This is a genomic window from Jiangella mangrovi, assembly GCF_014204975.1.
Classification (GTDB): domain Bacteria; phylum Actinomycetota; class Actinomycetes; order Jiangellales; family Jiangellaceae; genus Jiangella; species Jiangella mangrovi.
On the sequence record NZ_JACHMM010000001.1, the window covers coordinates 1,297,296 to 1,314,577 of the forward strand.

General features: G+C 74.4%; 16 protein-coding genes. 7 read left to right on the top strand and 9 right to left on the bottom strand.

What is annotated here, in order from left to right:
• Nucleotides 1-137: 137 nt before the first annotated feature.
• The 3 genes from HD601_RS05995 to mshA are packed head-to-tail and all read right to left on the bottom strand — an operon-like array spanning nucleotide 138 to nucleotide 2,624.
• The gene (locus HD601_RS05995) at nucleotides 138-884 is read right to left on the bottom strand and encodes a phosphoglyceromutase (protein WP_184820190.1); all 747 of its coding nucleotides are present in this window, start codon (nucleotides 882-884) and stop codon (nucleotides 138-140) included.
• A gap of 10 nt (nucleotides 885-894) precedes the next feature.
• Nucleotides 895-1,389 carry a type III secretion system chaperone family protein gene (locus HD601_RS06000; protein WP_184820192.1) on the bottom strand — a complete coding sequence of 165 codons (495 nt, stop codon included), beginning with the start codon at nucleotides 1,387-1,389 and terminating at the stop codon, nucleotides 895-897.
• Nucleotides 1,386-2,624: a D-inositol-3-phosphate glycosyltransferase gene (mshA, locus tag HD601_RS06005; protein WP_246400711.1), complete on the bottom strand. Its 1,239-nt coding sequence runs from the start codon at nucleotides 2,622-2,624 to the stop codon at nucleotides 1,386-1,388. The genes HD601_RS06000 and mshA overlap by 4 nt, the downstream gene beginning before the upstream one ends.
• 263 nt (nucleotides 2,625-2,887) lie before the next feature.
• On the opposite strand from mshA, the gene HD601_RS06010 reads away from it, so the two are divergent.
• Complete coding sequence (locus HD601_RS06010) at nucleotides 2,888-4,030, top strand: peptidoglycan-binding protein (protein WP_221440585.1); 1,143 nt, start codon at nucleotides 2,888-2,890, stop codon at nucleotides 4,028-4,030.
• On the opposite strand, the gene HD601_RS06015 is transcribed toward HD601_RS06010, so the two are convergent.
• From HD601_RS06015 to sigK, 5 genes are all read right to left on the bottom strand, one after another.
• On the bottom strand, nucleotides 4,018-4,644 hold the full coding sequence (locus HD601_RS06015; RefSeq protein ID WP_184820196.1) for a class F sortase: 627 nt from the start codon (nucleotides 4,642-4,644) through the stop codon (nucleotides 4,018-4,020). The two genes, HD601_RS06010 and HD601_RS06015, sit on opposite strands and share 13 nt — an antisense overlap.
• The gene (locus HD601_RS06020) at nucleotides 4,641-5,474 is read right to left on the bottom strand and encodes a DUF4397 domain-containing protein (protein WP_184820198.1); all 834 of its coding nucleotides are present in this window, start codon (nucleotides 5,472-5,474) and stop codon (nucleotides 4,641-4,643) included. Before HD601_RS06020 ends, HD601_RS06015 begins: the two co-directional genes overlap by 4 nt.
• A complete protein-coding gene (locus tag HD601_RS06025; RefSeq protein ID WP_184820200.1) occupies nucleotides 5,471-7,423 on the bottom strand; it encodes a hypothetical protein in 1,953 nt (650 codons plus the stop codon). The genes HD601_RS06020 and HD601_RS06025 overlap by 4 nt, the downstream gene beginning before the upstream one ends.
• Before the next feature lie 208 nt (nucleotides 7,424-7,631).
• Nucleotides 7,632-8,372 (bottom strand): anti-sigma factor, encoded by a 741-nt coding sequence (locus HD601_RS06030; protein ID WP_184820202.1) that lies wholly within the window; start codon nucleotides 8,370-8,372, stop codon nucleotides 7,632-7,634.
• Nucleotides 8,369-8,962 (bottom strand): ECF RNA polymerase sigma factor SigK, encoded by a 594-nt coding sequence (gene sigK, locus HD601_RS06035; protein WP_184820204.1) that lies wholly within the window; start codon nucleotides 8,960-8,962, stop codon nucleotides 8,369-8,371. The genes HD601_RS06030 and sigK overlap by 4 nt, the downstream gene beginning before the upstream one ends.
• Before the next feature lie 116 nt (nucleotides 8,963-9,078).
• Between sigK and HD601_RS06040 the strand changes: the two genes are divergently transcribed.
• The 5 genes from HD601_RS06040 to HD601_RS06060 are packed head-to-tail and all read left to right on the top strand — an operon-like array spanning nucleotide 9,079 to nucleotide 14,393.
• Nucleotides 9,079-10,389 (top strand): NAD(P)/FAD-dependent oxidoreductase, encoded by a 1,311-nt coding sequence (locus tag HD601_RS06040; RefSeq protein WP_184820206.1) that lies wholly within the window; start codon nucleotides 9,079-9,081, stop codon nucleotides 10,387-10,389.
• A complete protein-coding gene (locus HD601_RS06045) occupies nucleotides 10,386-11,114 on the top strand; it encodes a DUF1365 domain-containing protein (RefSeq protein ID WP_221440586.1) in 729 nt (242 codons plus the stop codon). The genes HD601_RS06040 and HD601_RS06045 overlap by 4 nt, the downstream gene beginning before the upstream one ends.
• Nucleotides 11,111-12,358 (top strand): SAM-dependent methyltransferase, encoded by a 1,248-nt coding sequence (locus HD601_RS06050; protein ID WP_184820210.1) that lies wholly within the window; start codon nucleotides 11,111-11,113, stop codon nucleotides 12,356-12,358. Before HD601_RS06045 ends, HD601_RS06050 begins: the two co-directional genes overlap by 4 nt.
• Nucleotides 12,355-13,572 (top strand): SAM-dependent methyltransferase, encoded by a 1,218-nt coding sequence (locus HD601_RS06055; RefSeq protein WP_184820212.1) that lies wholly within the window; start codon nucleotides 12,355-12,357, stop codon nucleotides 13,570-13,572. Before HD601_RS06050 ends, HD601_RS06055 begins: the two co-directional genes overlap by 4 nt.
• A complete protein-coding gene (locus HD601_RS06060) occupies nucleotides 13,572-14,393 on the top strand; it encodes a DUF1295 domain-containing protein (protein ID WP_184820214.1) in 822 nt (273 codons plus the stop codon). The genes HD601_RS06055 and HD601_RS06060 overlap by 1 nt, the downstream gene beginning before the upstream one ends.
• On the opposite strand, the gene HD601_RS06065 is transcribed toward HD601_RS06060, so the two are convergent.
• Nucleotides 14,366-15,703 (bottom strand): FAD-binding domain-containing protein, encoded by a 1,338-nt coding sequence (locus tag HD601_RS06065; RefSeq protein ID WP_184820216.1) that lies wholly within the window; start codon nucleotides 15,701-15,703, stop codon nucleotides 14,366-14,368. The two genes, HD601_RS06060 and HD601_RS06065, sit on opposite strands and share 28 nt — an antisense overlap.
• A gap of 41 nt (nucleotides 15,704-15,744) precedes the next feature.
• On the opposite strand from HD601_RS06065, the gene HD601_RS06070 reads away from it, so the two are divergent.
• A complete protein-coding gene (locus HD601_RS06070) occupies nucleotides 15,745-17,193 on the top strand; it encodes an SDR family oxidoreductase (protein ID WP_184820217.1) in 1,449 nt (482 codons plus the stop codon).
• The last annotated feature ends 89 nt before the right edge of the window (nucleotides 17,194-17,282 follow it).

Genomic DNA, 17,282 nt, shown 5'->3' on the forward strand with positions numbered 1-17,282 from the left:
TGTACCAGTCATCGCGCGCGCGTGTCCAGAGGGCCGCCACGGATCAGCTGTGCGACGGAGAACTCGTCATACGTCTGACGCGAAAGGGCGCCACCAGGATCTGCCTGGTGACGCCCTTGCCGACGGTGGACGAGGAACTAGCGGCCCTGGTTCTTGACCGCCTCGATGGCGGCCGCGGCGGCCTCGGGGTCGAGATACTCGCCGCCGGGGTTCACCGGGCGCAGCGACTCGTCGAGCTCGTAGAGCAGCGGTACGCCGGTGGGGATGTTCAGGCCCGCGATGGCGTCGTCGGAGACGTCGTCGAGGTGCTTGACCAGCGCCCGCAGCGAGTTGCCGTGCGCGACGACGGCGACGGTGCGGCCGAGGCGCAGGTCGGGCACGATGGCGTCGTACCAGTACGGCAGGAACCGCTCGAGCACGTCCTTGAGGCACTCGGTGGCCGGCAGCAGCTCCGGCGGCAGGTCGGCGTAGCGGGCGTCGCCGGTCTGGGCGTACTCGTCGCCGGGGTCGATGGGCGGCGGCGGGGTGTCGTACGAACGGCGCCAGAGCATGAACTGCTCCTCGCCGAACTCCGCCAGCGTCTGCTTCTTGTCCTTGCCCTGCAGCGCGCCGTAGTGGCGCTCGTTGAGCCGCCAGTGCCGGCGCACCGGGACCCAGTGCCGGTCGGCGACGTCGAGGGTGATGTTGGCGGTGCGGATGGCCCTGCGCAGCACGCTCGTGTGCAGGACGTCGGGGAGCACGTCGCGCGACTTCAGCAGCTCGCCGCCACGCCGTGCCTCGGCCTCGCCGGCCGCGGTGAGGTCGACGTCGACCCACCCGGTGAAGAGGTTCTTCGCGTTCCACTCGCTCTCGCCGTGACGGAGCAGCACCAGGCGGTAGGTCATGGCGGTCAGTTTAGGGCGCGGGGCGCAGGTGCTCGAAGGCGGCCAGGTTGCGGGTGGACTCGCCGCGGGACAGCCGCCACTCCCACTCCCGCCGGATGGACGTGGCGAACCCGAGCTCGAGAATGGTGTTGAACGAGGAGTCGGCGGTGTCGAGCACGATGCCGAGCAGACGGTCGACCTCGGCGGTGGTGACGGCGTGCAGCGGCAGCCGGCCGACGAGGTAGACGTCGCCGGCGGGGTCGACGGCGAACGCGATGCCCGACAGCCGGGTGTTGCGCTCGAGCAACCACCGGTAGACGGCCTCGTGGTTCTCGTCGGGCCTGCGGGCCACGAACGCGCTGACCACCAGGCTGTGGTCGCGGACGGCGAGGCTGCAGGCTGTCTTCAGCTTGCGCTCGCCGGGCAGCTCGACGGCGAACTCGCCGGGCGCGGCCTCGTCCCACGGCTGCCCGGACTCGTCCAGGTAGGCGCGGACGACGGCGGCGGGACCGTCGTCGGTCGTCATGCTGTCATCACCTGCCGGCGCTGCAACGCTGTCGTGTAGACGTCGAGCATACGAGCCGCCGTGGCGTCCCAGCCGAACTCCGCGGCGTGCGCCACCGCACCGGCGCCGAGCCGGCGCAGCCGCCCGGGGTCGCCGATGATGCCGGCGACGGCGTCCGCCCAGTCGGCGGGGTCGTGGCCGTCGACCAGCACGCCGGAGACGTCGTCGGCGACGGCGGTGCGCAGCCCTCCCACGGCGGCCGCGACGACCGGCGTGCCGCAGGCCTGCGACTCGAGCGCGACCAGGCCGAACGACTCGCTGTAGGACGGGACGGCGGTGAGGTCGGCGGCGCGGTACCAGTCGGCCAGTGCCCGCTGCCCCACCGGCGGCTCGAACCGGACGACGTCGGCGACGTCGAGGCAGTCGGCCAGCCGGGTCAGCGCATGGGGCTCGGCCAGGCCGGACCCCGACGGCCCGCCCACGACGGCGACGACCAGCCGCTCGCGCAGCTCGGGGTCGCGGGCGAGCAGCAGGGACGCGGCGCGCACCAGCACGTCGGGCGCCTTGAGCGGCTGGATGCGCCCGGCGAACAGCAGCACGACGGCGTCGGCGGGCAGTCCGAGGCGGGCCCGGGCCGCGGCCGCCGGGCCGGGCGAGAAGACGTCGAGGTCGACGCCCGGCGGGACGGTGGCGACACGATCGGGATCAGCGCCGTACAGCTCGGCCAGCTGGGCGGCCTCGTCGGCGGTGCTGGCGACCAGGAGGTCGGCGGCCTCGACCACCTGCTCCTCGCCGAGCTCGCGCTCGCGCGGCTCGGGACGGTCGCCGTCGGCCAGCGCCAGGTTCTTCACCTTCGACATGGTGTGCATCGAGTGCACCAGCGGCACTCCCCAGCGGCTGGTCGCGAGCCAGCCGACGTGGCCGGAGAGCCAGTAGTGCGAGTGGACGAGGTCGTACCAGCCGGGCGGGCGCCGCGCCTCGGCGCGCAGCACGCCGGACGTGAAAGCGCACAGCTGGGCCGGCACCTCGGCGACGGGCAGCAGCTCGTAGGGGCCGGCCGCGACGTGGCGCACCAGGACGCCCGGCGACGTCTCGACCACCGGCGGCTGGTCCGAGGACGTGGCCCGGGTGAACACCTCGACCTCGATGCCGAGGCGGGCCAGCCGGCGGGCCAGCTCGACGACGTAGACGTTCATGCCGCCGGCGTTGCCGCCGCCGGGCTGGTCGAGCGGGGAGGTGTGGACGCTCAGCATCATCACCCTGCGCGGTCCGCGCGTGCCCGACATCACAGTTCGCTCAACCGGCTGCGGCGCCGCCCGATTCCCTGGCACAGTACCTGGGCGCATTCGATAACGACCGATTCGCGACATAGATCGTGAAAGCCCGAGAGTTCCGTGACTTCGAGACCGAGTCGTAATACACATTGTCGTGTTTCGACGGCAACCTGGTCGAGGCTTGACGAGTCTTTCAGGGTGGGAGCGGCGTCGAGGGGACGTCGTCGGGAGGGGAAGGAACAATCGTGACGCGAGGCAGGAAACTCGGCCTGCTCATCGCCGTGCTCGCCGTCGCCGTGGTCTCGGCCGTGCTCATCGGCCTGAACCAGTTCGGCGGGGACGAGCCGGCGTCGGCCAGCCCGGGCGGTTCCGGCCGCGCCGCGACGCTGCCGGCAGAGCAGCCGCCGACGGACACCCCGACCCCGACGGCAACCCCGACCCCCACCCCGACGGCCACCTCGACGCCGACTCCCACCAGCACTCCCACGCCCGAGGCCCTCATGGCCGCCGGCGCCAGCGGCGACCAGGTCCGCGAGCTGCAGGCCCGGCTCAAGCAGCTGCAGTGGTACGAGCCCAAGATCACCGGCGAGTTCGACGACGTCACCGTCGCCGCGGTCTCCGGGTTCCAGGGCAAGCGCGAGCTGCCGGCCACCGGCGAGGTCGACCAGGCCACCTGGGACACCCTGGTCGGGATGACGCAGACGCCTACCGAGGACGAGCTGAACAACGTCCTGACGCCCGGCCCGGCCATCCTCGGACCCGGCGACACCGGCGACCAGGTCCGCGAGCTGCAGGCCCGGCTCAAGCAGATCGACTGGTACAGCGGCGATGTCACCGACACCTACGGCGACACCACGGCGGCCTCGGTCAAGGGCTTCCAGGAGAAGCGCGAGTTCCCCGCCACCGGCGAGGTCGACCAGCGCACCTGGGACAAGCTGGTCTCGATGACCCGCACGCCCACCGACGACGAGCTGAACAACCGCGCGCCCGAGAACAACGGCGGCGAGACGGCCGGCCTCGACGACCGCTGCCTCACCGGCCGCGCGCTGTGCGTCGACAAGTCCACCAACTCGCTGCGCTGGGTGGTCGACGGCGAGGTGCGCATGACGCTCGACGTCCGGTTCGGCACCGAGCTCACGCCGACCCGCGAGGGCGCGTTCCAGGTCAACTCGAAGTCGCGCGACCACGTGTCCTCGCTCTACGACACCCCGATGCCGTTCGCGATGTTCTTCAGCGGCGGCCAGGCGGTGCACTACTCGCCCGACTTCGCGGCCAACGGCTACAACGGCGGCTCGCACGGCTGCGTGAACGTCCGCGACCGCGACGCCATCGAGTCGCTGTTCGACCAGGTGCACGTCGGCGACAAGGTCATCGTCTACTGGTCCTGAGCCAGGGTGGCGAACACCACCAGGTTGTCGACGTAGTGACCGGCGGCCTCGTCGAACGTGTGACACGTGATGAGGCGCAACTGGCGGTCCGGCACCGGCCCGTAGACCTCGTCGGTCGGGAAGTCGGCCTGCGGGACGGTGTGACTGCCGTCGACCTCGAAGCCGGCGGTGCGCCCGTCGCTGAGCTCGACCTCGACCCGGTCGCCGGGACGGAGCCGGGCCAGCCGGGCGAACACCGCCGGTCCGCTCGGTGAGTCCACGTGCCCGGCGATGACGGCCGGGCCGGGCGCGCCGGGCACGGGTCCGCCGGCGAACCAGCCGGCGGACTGCCAGTCCTGCGGCGCCGCCAGCCGGCCGTCGTCCTCGCGGGTCAGGGTCTCGAGCGCGCTGTCGACGCCGATGGCCGGGATCCGCACCCGGACGGGCACGGTGTCGTCGACGGGAATCGGCCGGGGACCGGTGGTCGCCTCGGCGTGGCTCGGCGGTGCCGCAGCGGTCGCCGTCGTCACCGGGCCGGCCCCCGCCGCCGGCACTGTCGCGTCGTCTCGCGCGCAGGCGCCGGCGGACGCGGCCAGGACGACCGCGACCGCCAGCGCCGTCGCGGCTCGTCTCATGCCACGCGTCGCCGGCGCGCCAGCACCCCGGTGACGGCGGTCAGCCCGGCCACCAGCGCGACCGCGCCGAGCGGCGTCGACCACCCGGAGCTCTCGGCCTGCCCGCGGCCGCCGGTCTGCACGCCGCCGGCCGGCGACTCGGGCGTGCCGGTGCTGTCGACGACGCCGATGACGTTCAGCTCGCCGTCGACGTCGAGCACGAACAGCGTGTTGACGCTGCCGGCCGCGAGGTCGACCTCGGTGCTGCCGGTGCCCGCGTCGCTGCTGATCTCCAGCGTCCAGCGCCCGCCGGCCACCTCGCTGTAGTCCGTCGCCGTGCCGAACGCGGCGTCGTCGGCCAGGACCTCGCCGGTGTCGGTGCTGACGTCGACCGACGGCGACGAGACGGCCGCCGAGATGAGCCGCACCCGGGCGTTCCCCGCGGCGGGCGGGGTGAGGTCGTCGACGAGGATCCGGCCGGACAGGTCGGCGTTCATGCCGACCGCGGCCACGGTGATCGCGACGCCGTCCTGGATCTCGACGGCCGCGGTGATCACCGGGTCGGAGTCCGCGGGCGCACCGGCCGGGCGCATCGCCGCGGTGTAGGTGCCCGCGGGCAGCCGCGCGTAGTTGGACACGTCGCCGTAGCCGACGTCCTCGAGCTGCAGGACCGACTCTCCGTCGAGGCCGGTCAGGCTGACGTCGACCTCGGGGGTGTCGGGCGAGAGGTGGGCGAGGCGGGCCCAGCCCTCGGCCGCCGGCTCCTCGGTCCCCTGGGCGCCGGTGGCGGTGCCGGCGACCAGGGCGGCGACTCCGACGGCCGTGGCCAGCGATGTGACGAGACGCTTCATGACGATGACTCCTCAGTGGTGATGTCAGGTGCTGCGGGGAGCAGGCCGCCGGGAGCGGCCAGCGAGTAGGTGGCGACGACGGTCGTCCCGTCGGTGTCGACGTTCGCCGGCGTGAACGGCGCGGGCTGCCCGAGCAGCCACAGCGCCAGCCGGGCGGCCTCGTCGTCGGTCGGCAGCCCGCTCAGCACCAGCTGCCGCCGGGTGCCCGCGTCCTCGCCGGGCAGTGCCGGCAGTGCGATGTCCAGCTCGTGCGTGCCCGAGAGCTTGCCGAGGACGATCACGAGCCGCGGGTCGATCCGGCCCGCGGCCGCGATCTCCCGGGCGGCGGCGTCGAAGGTCAGGGCGTCGTTGCGCATCAGCTGGCCGGCGGCGTACTGGACCCGGCGTCTCTCGTCGGCGGCCACGGCCTCGGCGACCTCGCGGCCGAACGGGTGGATCGCGCGGATCTCGACGCGGTCGTCGCCGGTGCCGAACTCGGCGACCGGCGTCGACTCGGCCAGCGCCGCCCGGACGTCGGGCCGGTCGGTGTCGTCGGCACGCAGCGCGGCCGTCGACACCACGTAGTCGTAGTGCGTCCAGCCCGGCGGCCGCGGCTCGAACCGCTGCGCCACCGGAACGGCGGCACCGAGCGGCCGCGCCTCCGCCGGGAGCTCGGCCGTGCGGAAGCTCGTGAACGGCAGCACCCCGCCCGCGCCGAACCCGGACCGCAGCAGGTCCGCCCGCATGGTGTGGTCGACGACCAGCCGGCCGTCGCGGGGCACGTTCGCCTCGAGCCAGCGCTCGGCCTGCTCGACCGGCGCGATCGGGTTGTCGCGCAGCAGCGGGCGCAGCTCACCCGGCCAGGTCGCCGCGACGGCCACGACCAGCACGGCCGCCGCCGTCGTCGCCATGATGCCCAGCGGGGTCGCCTCGGGCCGGCCGCGCACGGCGATCAGCCGGACCGCCAGCCGGTGCGCGCCCGCCGGGAGCAGCAGCGCCGCCAGCGGCACCGCGGCGACCGTCAGAGCGACGGGTGCCGACCCGGCCGGCAGCACGATCAGCAGCACGAGGGTGAGCAGTGCGGCGCCGAGCGGTCGCAGCGGCCGGAACAGCAGCGCGCCGATCGCGGCCACCGGCGTCAGCGCCAGCAGCACCGGATCCAGCGCCCACAGGTCGCCGAGCGACTCCTCGCCCGGCAGCGGCTCCCGGCCGATGAGCGTGACCAGCACGTACGCGTAGCCTCCGACGGCCGCCGCGGCGCCCAGCCCGGTCAGCGCCAGCCGCCGCGCCCGCGTCCGCACCTGCTGCCACATGGTCCAGACGACGAACGGGGCGAACAGCAGGAACGTCGCCTCGGTCGCCACCGCCAGCAGCGCGGCCACGCCCGCGGCCGGGAACGCGACGAACTGGCGCCGGCGCGCCGTCGCGAGCGCGAACGCCAGCAGCGTCCAGAGCACCGCGACGTTCTCGACGTGCACCATGCGGTGGACATGCAGGGCAAGCGGCGACACGGCGAAGAGGACGACGGCGACCGCGGCGGCGGGCCGGGCCACCCCCAGCCGCCGGGCCAGGACCCACAGCAGGACGACGCCGAGCAGCAGGACGACCAGCATCGCCTCGCGACCGGCGGCGACGGTGTGCTCCGCGCGCTCCAGCGCACCGGCCGGCTCGATCCAGGCCGCCAGCTGCGCGAGGCCGAGGTCTCCCGGCAGGGACCACGCACCGTCGGTGACCCGTGCCACCGTCCGCCCCTCGACCTCGGTGAACCCGGGCGAGCGGGTCATGCCGGCGGCGTGCACGAAGCCGGCCAGCGTCAGCAGCGGAGCCAGCCAGGCGAAATCGGGCCCGTGCCGGCGGAACCAGGTGCGCAGGGGACGAGGTCGCGGCGGCCGCGGCTGCACCGGGATGGGCAGCTGCAGCTCGTTGAGGTCCCGCGGCAACGCGGGCAGTGTGGACACAGTGTCGCGCAACGCCGACGCCTCCCCCCGAGGTGTCGCACAGACCTGCGCGCCGGCCCATGGCACGGCGAGGCCGAGCCATGATCGCCAGGCAGGTCAGGCTCGCGGTTTCCTGACCATCAGGCGAAAACAGTGCCTGGTACGTCTTCGCGGGGAGTGTATACCGGAACGTGACCGTTTGACCCGTATTGTCATGATCCACTTGTGACAAGCGGCATGATCAGGCTGGCAAGTCGATCATCATGACGGGGTCGGTGGTGGGCTGCGGCGACCCGCCGTCGGGCTCGACGGTGATGCCCAGACGGTCGACACCGGTCAGGCCGCGCGCCGTCACCGGGCCGACGTGGCCGTCGGGCGGGCTGCCCAGCACGCCGGCGGACACCACCGGCCCGTCCTCGTGCATGAGCCACAGCTGGTAGGTGTGCCCGGCGGGTGCCGGTGCCATGCCGTCGCCGATGAACACCGCGACGTCCAGCGACCGCGCCACCAGCACGGTCCCCCGGCTCTCGCCCTCGCCGACCCGGATCATCTGCATGTCGTCGGCCTCGACCAGCTGGCGCATCTGCGCGCCGACGGCCTGTGACTGGTCCAGCCGATCCTGCACGTCGTTCAGCCGGATCCCGAGCACGACGATGCCGGCCACCAGCGCCGCCACCAGGCCGGTCGCGACCCGCGGCCACCAGCGGCGCAGCACCGGCGCCGGGCCGGTCGCGACCCGCGGCGGCAGCGGGCGCACCTCGGCGACCCGGGCCAGGACGTCCTCGCGCATGCGTGGCGGCGGGGTGACGGCGGTGGCCGCGCCCAGCCGGGCTGCGGTCTCGCGCAGCTCGTCGACCTCGACCCGGCAGTCGGCACACCGCTCCAGGTGCGCCTCGAACCGGCGCGCCTCGTCGTCCGGCAGCGCGTGCAGCGCGTACGGCGCCGCGAGCGTGTGGATGCCGGCATCCGCGGGCTTGGTCATCGCCCCACCCCCATGCAGTCGCGCAGCCGGACCAGCCCGTCGCGCAGCCGCGTCTTGACGGTTCCGAGGGGCGCCTGCAGCAGCTGCGCGACCTCGCGATAGGTGTAACCGTCGTAGTAGGCCAGCGCGACCGACTCGCGCTGCAGGTCCGTGAGGGAATCGAGGCAGCGGCGCACCTGCTCGCGCTCCAGCGTCATCTCCACGTCGTCGGCCACGTGGTCGTAGGGCCGCTCGTCGTCGCGCCGGCCCACCCGGTCGTCGCGGTCGCTGTCGGCCTGCTCGCGGCGGACGCGGTCGACGGCGCGGCGGTGCGCGATGGTCATGATCCAGCCGCGGGCGCTGCCGCGGCCGGCCTGGTAGCGCGACGACGTGCGCCACACCTCGACCAGGACGTCCTGCGCGACCTCTTCGGCGAGCGCGCGGTTGCGCACCACCGTGGTCGCGATGCCCAGCACGGGTCCGGCCATCGCGTCGTAGACCTGCTCGAACGCGGCGTGGTCGCCCCGCGCGCAGCGCCCGAGCAGCCGGCCGAGCCGGTCGCCGGACTCCGGGTCCGGCTCTCCGGCCGGCACCGATCGCAACGTCACCATCCAGCGTCCTCCGCCGTCATCGTCCCACCTGGCTGAGAGATGTTCGGGGCCGAGGCCGCCCTGGATTGGTCCGGGCGGCGACCAATCCGCGCCGGTCGCGGCCGCGAACCCCGGTCATGGAGCATCGGTCCGCCTCGCGCCCGTCGGTCGCGGTGATCGGGTCCGGCGTCGCCGGACTCACCGCCGCCCACCTGCTGCAGCGCCGCTACGACGTGCACCTGTTCGAGGCCGACGACCGGCTCGGCGGCCACGCGCACACCCACGACGTCCCGGGACCGGACGGCGGCGCGCCGATCGCGGTGGACAGCGGGTTCCTGGTGCACAACGAGCGCACCTATCCGCAGCTGGTCCGGCTGTTCGGCGAACTGGGGATCGCGACCACCGAGACCGACATGTCGATGAGCGTGAGCTGCCGGTCCTGCGGGCTGGAGTACGCCGGCGCGCTGGGCCCGAACGGCGTGTTCGCCCAGCGCCGGTCCGTGGCCCGGCCCCGGTTCCTGTGGATGCTGGGCGAGATCACGGCGTTCCACCGGCGGGCGCGGGCCCTTCTGGCCGGCGCCGATGCGGGGGACGACGGGCTCACGCTCGGCGCGTTCCTGGCCCGGCACCGGCACACGCCCTACTTCACCGACCACTTCGTCGTGCCGCTGGTGTCGGCGGTCTGGTCCGCCGGCCGCGACGACGCGCTGGCCTACCCCGCGCGCTTCCTGTTCCGGTTCCTCGACAACCACGGCATGCTCGCCGTCGGCGGGTCGCCACGCTGGCGCACCGTCACCGGCGGGTCGCGCAGTTACGTGGAACGGGCGGCCAAGAACCTCACCTCGGTGCGCACGGCCACGCCGGTGCGTGGCCTGCGCCGCGGCGCCGACGGCGTGTGGCTGCGGGAGGCGTCGGACACGGTGCACCGGTTCGACCACGCCGTCGTGGCGACACACGCCGACCAGGCGCTGCGGCTGCTCGAGGACCCGACGCCGGCCGAGCGCGACGTGCTCGGGACGTTCGGGTTCTCGGTCAACGAGACCGTCCTGCACACCGACGCGACGCTGCTGCCCCGCGAGCGGCGGGCGTGGGCGTCGTGGAACCACGTGGTGCCGTCGTGCGGGGACGGCGCCGGGGCGGCCGGGGCCCAGGCGCCGGTCGCGATCTCGTACCACCTGAACCGGCTGCACCGACTGGGGGCGGCGGGTGGGCGGGAGTACGTCGTCACGCTCGGAGCCACGGACCAGGTGGCCGCTGACGCCGTCGTCGCCCGCATGGTCTATGCGCACCCGATCCACACGGTCGAGACCGTGGCGGCGCAGCGGCGGCTGCCGGATCTCGCCACCGGCCGGACGGTGTACGCCGGCGCCTGGCACGGGTGGGGCTTCCACGAGGACGGCTGCGCGTCGGGGGTGCGGGCGGCCGCCCACCTGGGGGTCGCGTGGTGACGGCGCCGGCGCTCTACGCGGCGCGCGTCAGGCACACCCGGTACGAGCGGGTGCGCCGCACGTTCGGCTACCGCACCTACCTGTGGCTGGTCGACGTCGACGACCTGCCGAGGCTGCCGCGGCCGCTGCGTGCCCTCGCGGCGTTCCGGGCCCGCGACCATTTCGCCGGTTCCGCTCCCACGATCCGGGCCGGGCTGGAATCGTGGCTGGCCACCCGGGGTATGACTCTGGACGGCGGTCGCGTGCTCATGCTGGCCAACGCTGCCGTGCTGGGCTACGTGTTCAACCCGATCACGGTGTTCTGGTGCCTCGGCGCCGGCGGCGAGACGGTCTGCGTCGTCACCGAGGTGCACAACACCTACGGGGGCCGGCACGCCTACGTCCTGCGACCTGACGAGCAGGACCGGGCGACGACCGCGAAGGAGCTGTACGTGTCGCCGTTCTTCCCCGTCGACGGCAGCTATGCCATGACGGTCCCCCGCCCCGGCCGGCGGCTGCGGCTGTCGGTCACGCTCACGCGTCCCGGTCCCGACGGCGACCGGCTCGCGTTCGCCGCGTCGCTGACCGGCCGGCGCCGCCCCGCCACCGTCCCCCACCTGTTCCGGCTGCTGCTGCGCCACCCCTGGGCACCGCTGCGGGTCACCGCGCTGATCCGCTGGCAGGGCATCCGGCTCTGGCTGCGCCGCGTGCCCGTCGTGCCCCGGCCTCAGGGGGAGCCGAGATGACCACGCTCACCGAGATCGACGCCGGTCTCTGGCCCGACGTCGCCCGCGTGCCGGCGGCGGGTGCGGCCCGGCTCCGCGCGGCCCGGACGGCGATCGCCCACGCCACGCGCGTGGCCGGAGTCCGGCTGCGCGAGGCGGGCGGCGCCGACGCGCCCGGTGACCGGCCGCCCGGCGACCGGCGGCCCGTGCTCGAGGTGCTGCGGCCGCACGAGTTCTACGCGCGCCTCGGCCGTGACGGGCTCATCGGCTTCGGCGAGGGCTACATGAGCGGCGCCTGGACCGCGCCGGACCTCGCGGGACTGCTGACGGCGTTCGCCGCCCGGCTCACCAGCCTGGTGCCGCCGCCGCTGCAGAAGCTGCGCCGGGCGTTCCAGCCATCGATGCCGGCCGCGGAGCTGGCCGACCGCGCGGGCGCCCGGCGCAACGTCAGCCGCCACTACGACCTCTCCAACGAGCTGTTCGCGCTGTTCCTCGACCCGACCATGACCTACTCGTCGGCGCTGTTCGAGCCCGGCGACGACCTCGAGCGGGCCCAGCTGCGCAAGATCGACGCCGTCCTCGACGCCGCCTCCGTCCGGCCGGGCTCGCGGGTGCTCGAAATCGGCACCGGCTGGGGCGCGCTGGCGGTCCGCGCCGCCACCGAGCGCGGGGCGCGCGTCACCACCGTCACGCTGTCGGAGGAGCAGGCGCGGCTGGCCCGTTCACGCGTCGAGGCGGCAGGGGTGGCGGATCTGGTGGACATCCAGGTGCGCGACTACCGCGACGTCGAGGGCCGCTACGACGCCGTCGTCAGCGTCGAGATGATCGAGGCGGTCAGCGAGCGGCACTGGCCGGACTACTTCGCCGCGCTGGGCCGGGCGCTGGCGCCGGGCGGACGGGTCGGGCTGCAGGCCATCACCATGCCGCACGACCACCTGCTGGCCACCCGGCACTCGTGGACCTGGATCCACAAGTACGTCTTCCCCGGCGGGCTGATCCCGTCGGAGGTCGCGATCCGGGCGCACGCGCTGCGCGACGGCGGGCTGGCCGTGCTGCAGCGCCGCTCGTTCGGCGCGCACTACGCCGAGACGCTGCGGCAGTGGCGCGAGCGGTTCCTGGCCGCCGCGGACGCCGTCAGCGCGCTCGGCTTCGACCCGGTGTTCCGGCGGATGTGGGAGTTCTACCTCGCCTACTGCGAGGCCGGCTTCCGCACCGGCCGGCTGGACGTCGAGCAGTACACGCTCGGGGCAGGAGGGGTGCGATGACGACGGCGACCGCGGATCGGTTGCACGGGCTGCTCGGGGACGTCCTCGGCGCGGAGCCGCCGGTGCGGATCCGGGCCTGGGACGGCAGCCTGGCCGGCCCCGCCGATGCGCCCGTCGTGGTGCTGCGCTCGCCCATGGCGCTGCGCCGGCTGCTGTGGCGGCCCGGCGAGCTGGGCCTGGCCCGTGCGTACGTCGCCGGCGACCTGGACGTCGAGGGCGATCTCGGCGCGGCGTTCTCGCACACCCGGTCCGCGTTCGCGGCGCGGCAGACGAGACCGCGGCCGGCCGCCGTCCGGTCGGCGTGGCGGGCGGCGCGCGACTGGCGGCTCATCGGCGCACCGCCGCCGGCCCCGCCCGAGGAGGCCCGGCTGCGCGGACGGCGGCATACCCAGCGCCGCGACCGCGCGGCCATCAGCCACCACTACGACCTCGGCAACGACTTCTACGAGCTGCTGCTGGACGAGACCATGGCGTACTCGTGCGGCCTCTGGACGCCCGAGATGGGCGACGGCGACGGCGCGGCGGCGTCGCGGGCCAAGCTCGACCTCGTCTGCCGCAAGCTGGAGCTGCACCCCGGCGACCACCTGGTCGACGTCGGCTGCGGGTGGGGCTCGCTGGTGCTGCACGCGGCCGCCGAGTACGGCGCCCGGGTCACGGGCTACACGATCTCGCGGTCGCAGGCGGAGTACGTGCGCGAGCGGATCGCGCGGGCCGGACTCGGCGACCGGGCGACCGTCGAGCTGCGCGACTACCGCGACATCGGCGACACCGCGGCCGACGCCGTCGCGTCGATCGAGATGGGCGAGCACGTCGGCCAGGAGCGCTACCCGGAGTACGCGGCGGTGCTTCACCGGATCGTCCGTCCCGACGGACGGCTGCTGCTGCAGCAGATGTCGCGAGGGCCGCAGGCGGCCGGCGGCGGGGCGTTCATCGAGTCCTACATCGCGCCGGACATGCACATGCGCCCGCTGCCCGAGACGCTGCGCATGGTCGCCGCCGCCGGGTTCGAGCTGCGCCACGTCGAGGCGCTGCGCGAGCACTACGTGCGCACGATCCGGTTCTGGGCCGGCCGCCTGGAGTCGCACTGGGACGATGTCGTCGCGCTGGCCGGCGAGCGGACCGCGCGGGTCTGGCGGCTCTACCTCGCCGGCGGCGCGGCCGCGTTCGACGAGGGCCGCATGGGCGTCGACCAGATCCTGGCGGAGCGGCGCTGATGGGCGGCGTCGCCTGGGCCGGGCTCGGGCCGAACCTCGGGCTCACCGCCGCGGCCGTCGTCGTGCTCATGGCCGGCGTCGTCCTGTGGGTGGCCCGTGGCGGCGCCGCCGTCGTCATCGACACCGTCTGGGGCGCCGGGTTCGCGCTCGTGGCCGTGGTCGGCTGGGTGGCGTCGGCCGGCGACGGCGACGACGTGCTGCGGGCGGTGGTCACCGTCCTCACCGTCGCCTGGGGCGTCCGCCTCGCCGTCCACCTGCACCGGCGCAACCACGGCAAGGGCGAGGACCCGCGCTACGAGGACCTGTTCGCCCGGCACGACGGGGGCCGGGTGCGCGTGACGGCGCTCTGGGTCTGCCTTCCGCAGGCGGTGATCCTCTGGTTCGTCTCGCTGCCGGTGCAGGTGGCGCAGTACATGACGCTGGAGCCGGCGTGGTGGCTGGTCGGGCTGGGCGTCGTGGTGTGGGCGGCCGGGCTGGTCCTCGAGGCCGTCGGCGACTGGCAACTGGCCCGGTTCAAGGCCGACCCGTCGAACCGCGGGCGGATCATGGACCGCGGGCTCTGGCGCTACACGCGGCACCCCAACTACTTCGGCGACGCCTGCGTCTGGTGGGGCCTGTGGCTGTGCGCGTGCGTCACCTGGCCGGGCGCCGCCACCGTCGCGTCGCCGCTGCTCATGACGTTCGTGCTGGCGCGCGGGACGGGCAAGCCGCTGACCGAGAAGCGCATGGCCGAGCGGCCCGGCTACGCCGAGTACGTCCAGCGGACCAGCGGCTTCGTCCCGCTGCCACCCCGTCAGAGGTCGAGCAGGGGGTCCGGGTAGTCCAGCTCCTTGCGCTCGTCATCCGGGAGCGTCCACGGCGTGTGGACGGCGGCGCCGTCGACGTCGCGCAGCTCGGGGACGTAGCGGCGGACGTAGGCGCCGTCGGAGTCGAACCGCTTGGCCTGACGCAGCGGGTTGAGGACGCGGTTGGGCCGGGTGTCGTTGCCGGTGCCCGCCACCCACTGCCAGTTGCCAGCGTTGTTCGCGACGTCGCCGTCGACCAGCCAGCGGAAGAAGTGCGCGGCGCCGTCGCGCCAGTCGATGCGCAGGTTCTTGGTGAGGAACGAGGCCGTGACCAGCCGCGCGCGGTTGTGCATCCAGCCCTCGCGCAGCAGTTGGCGCATGCCGGCGTCGACGATCGGCACGCCCGTGCGGCCCTCCTGCCAGGCCCGCAGCGCGTCGGCGTCGTCGCGCCATTCGACGTCACGGCGCCGGTAGTCCTTCGTGGCGACGGACGGGACCGCCGCCGTCACCTGGTGGTGGAAGTCGCGCCAGGCCAGCTGCCGGACCTGCTCCGGGGCGCGGTCGACCAGCCGGTTCGCCGCCTCGAGCGGCGAGACGCAGCCGAAGTGCAGGTACGGGCTGAGCCGCGAGGTCCGGTCGCCGGCGAGGTCGTCGAGGTCCGGTTCGCCGTCGCCGGCCCGTCTGACGGCCGCGTCGAGGACGGCGCGCCCGGCGGTCTCGCCACCGTCGGGCAGGTCGGGCGACGTGTCGCCGTCGGCCAGCTCGCCGGCGAACGGGAGCCGGCCGATGCGATCGACGGCCTGACCACCGGGAATCGTCCGGGGGGCCGCGAGCTGCCGGCGCCAGTCGACGGCGTCCCAGGCCCGCCAGTACGGGGTGAAGACACGGTAGTGGTCGCCGCCGGCCGGGAGGAGCGCGCCGGGCGGCACCACCGTCACACCGGGGTAGGTCGTGAACCGTACGCCCTGCTGCGCGCACGCGCCGGCCAGCCGGCGCTCGCGGCGCTGGGCGTAGCCGCTGACATCGGCGCTGCACACGAGCGCCGTCGCCCCGGCCTCGGCGACCACCGCGATGGTCTCCTCGACCACGTCGCCGCGGCGCAGCACCAGGTCGCCGCCGCGCTGCCGCAATTGCTCGCGCAGGTCGGCCAGCGCCCGGGCGAGGAACGCGGCCCGGTTGGGCGCGGCGAACCGGCCGCCCAGGATCGCGTCGTCCAGCACGAACAACGGCACCACCCGGTCGGCGTGCTCGCAGGCCGCGGCCAGCGCCGGGTGGTCGCGCACCCGCAGGTCGCGGGTGAACAGCACCACTGCCGTCTTCTCCATCGTCGGACTCATACCCGTCATTCGAGGCCCATCCGCCCCCGGATGGGGTACGAATCCCCGACATGAGGGTTCTCGTCGCCGGCGCGACCGGCTACATCGGCAGCCGTCTGGTCCCGCGGCTGGTCGACGCCGGGCACACCGTCCGCTGCCTCGCCCGCGACCCCGGCAAGCTGCGCGACCAGCCGTGGGCCGGCGACGTCGAGGTCGTGCGCGGCGACGTGCTGGACCGCGCGAGCCTCGACCCTGCCATGGCCGGCGTCGACGTCGTGCACTATCTGGTGCACTCGCTGGCATCGCGCGGGTTCGCGGCGACGGACCGGCGGGCGGCGGCGACGGTGGCAGCGGCGGCCGCCGACGCGGGGGTGCGCCGGCTGGTCTATCTGGGCGGCCTGCATCCGCCGGCCACCGCCGGGCTCTCGGACCACCTGGCGTCGCGCACCGAGGTGGGCCGGATCTTCCTCGACGGGCCGGTGCCGGCGGTCGTGCTGCAAGCCGGGGTCGTCATCGGGTCCGGCTCGGCCAGCTTCGAGATGCTGCGCTACCTCACCGAGCGGCTGCCCGTCAGCGTCACGCCGCGCTGGGTGCACACCCGCACCCAGCCGATCGCGATCCGCGACGTGCTGGCCTACCTGGTCGCGGCCACCACGCTGCCGGACGAGCCGAACCGGACCTTCGACATCGGCGGGCCGGAGGTGCTGACGTATGCGGACATGATGCGCGGCTACGCACGGGTCGCCGGGCTGCCCCGGCGAGTGATCGCGCCGGTGCCGCTCCTGACGCCGTGGCTGTCCGCGCAGTGGGTCAACCTGGTGACGCCGGTACCGCGGTCCATCGCCGTCCCGCTGATCGAGTCGCTGGAGCACGAGGCCGTCTGCACCGAGGACGACCTGCGCGACCTGCTGCCCGGACCGGTCGACCCGACACCGTACGAGCGGGCCGTCGAGCTCGCGCTGGCCCGCATGCGCGACGGCGAGGTCGAGAGCCACTGGTCCGCCGCCTCGCCCGCCGGCGCGCCGTCGGATCCGCTGCCCAGCGACCCGTCCTGGTCCGGCGGCTCGGTGCGGGTGGACGAGCGCTCGGTCCGGTGCGACGTGCCGCCGGAGCGGCTCTGGCGCGTGGTCGAGGGCATCGGAGGCCAGAACGGCTGGTACTCGTTCCCGCTGGCCTGGGCGGTGCGCGGCTGGGCCGACCGGCTCGCCGGCGGCGTCGGCCTGCGCCGCGGCCGCCGCGATCCCGCCCGCCTGCACCTCGGCGAGGCCCTGGACTGGTGGCGCGTCGAGGCGATCGAGCCCGGCCGGCTGCTGCGGCTGCGCGCGGAGATGAAGGTCCCGGGGAGCGCCTGGCTCGAGCTCTCCGTCACCCCCGACGGCGACGGCTCCGTCTACGGCCAGCGCGCGGTCTTCGTGCCGCGCGGCCTGACCGGGCAGGTGTACTGGTGGATGCTGTGGCCGTTCCACGGCGTCATCTTCGGCGGCATGGCTCGCAACATCATCCGCACGGCGGCCCGGTAGGCGTGTGGTCTCGCTGCGAGGCGGAGGTTGCTGCGCCGGCTCCGCTACGCGGCGGTGAAGCATGCCGCGGGCGCTCTTGACGCCGGCTC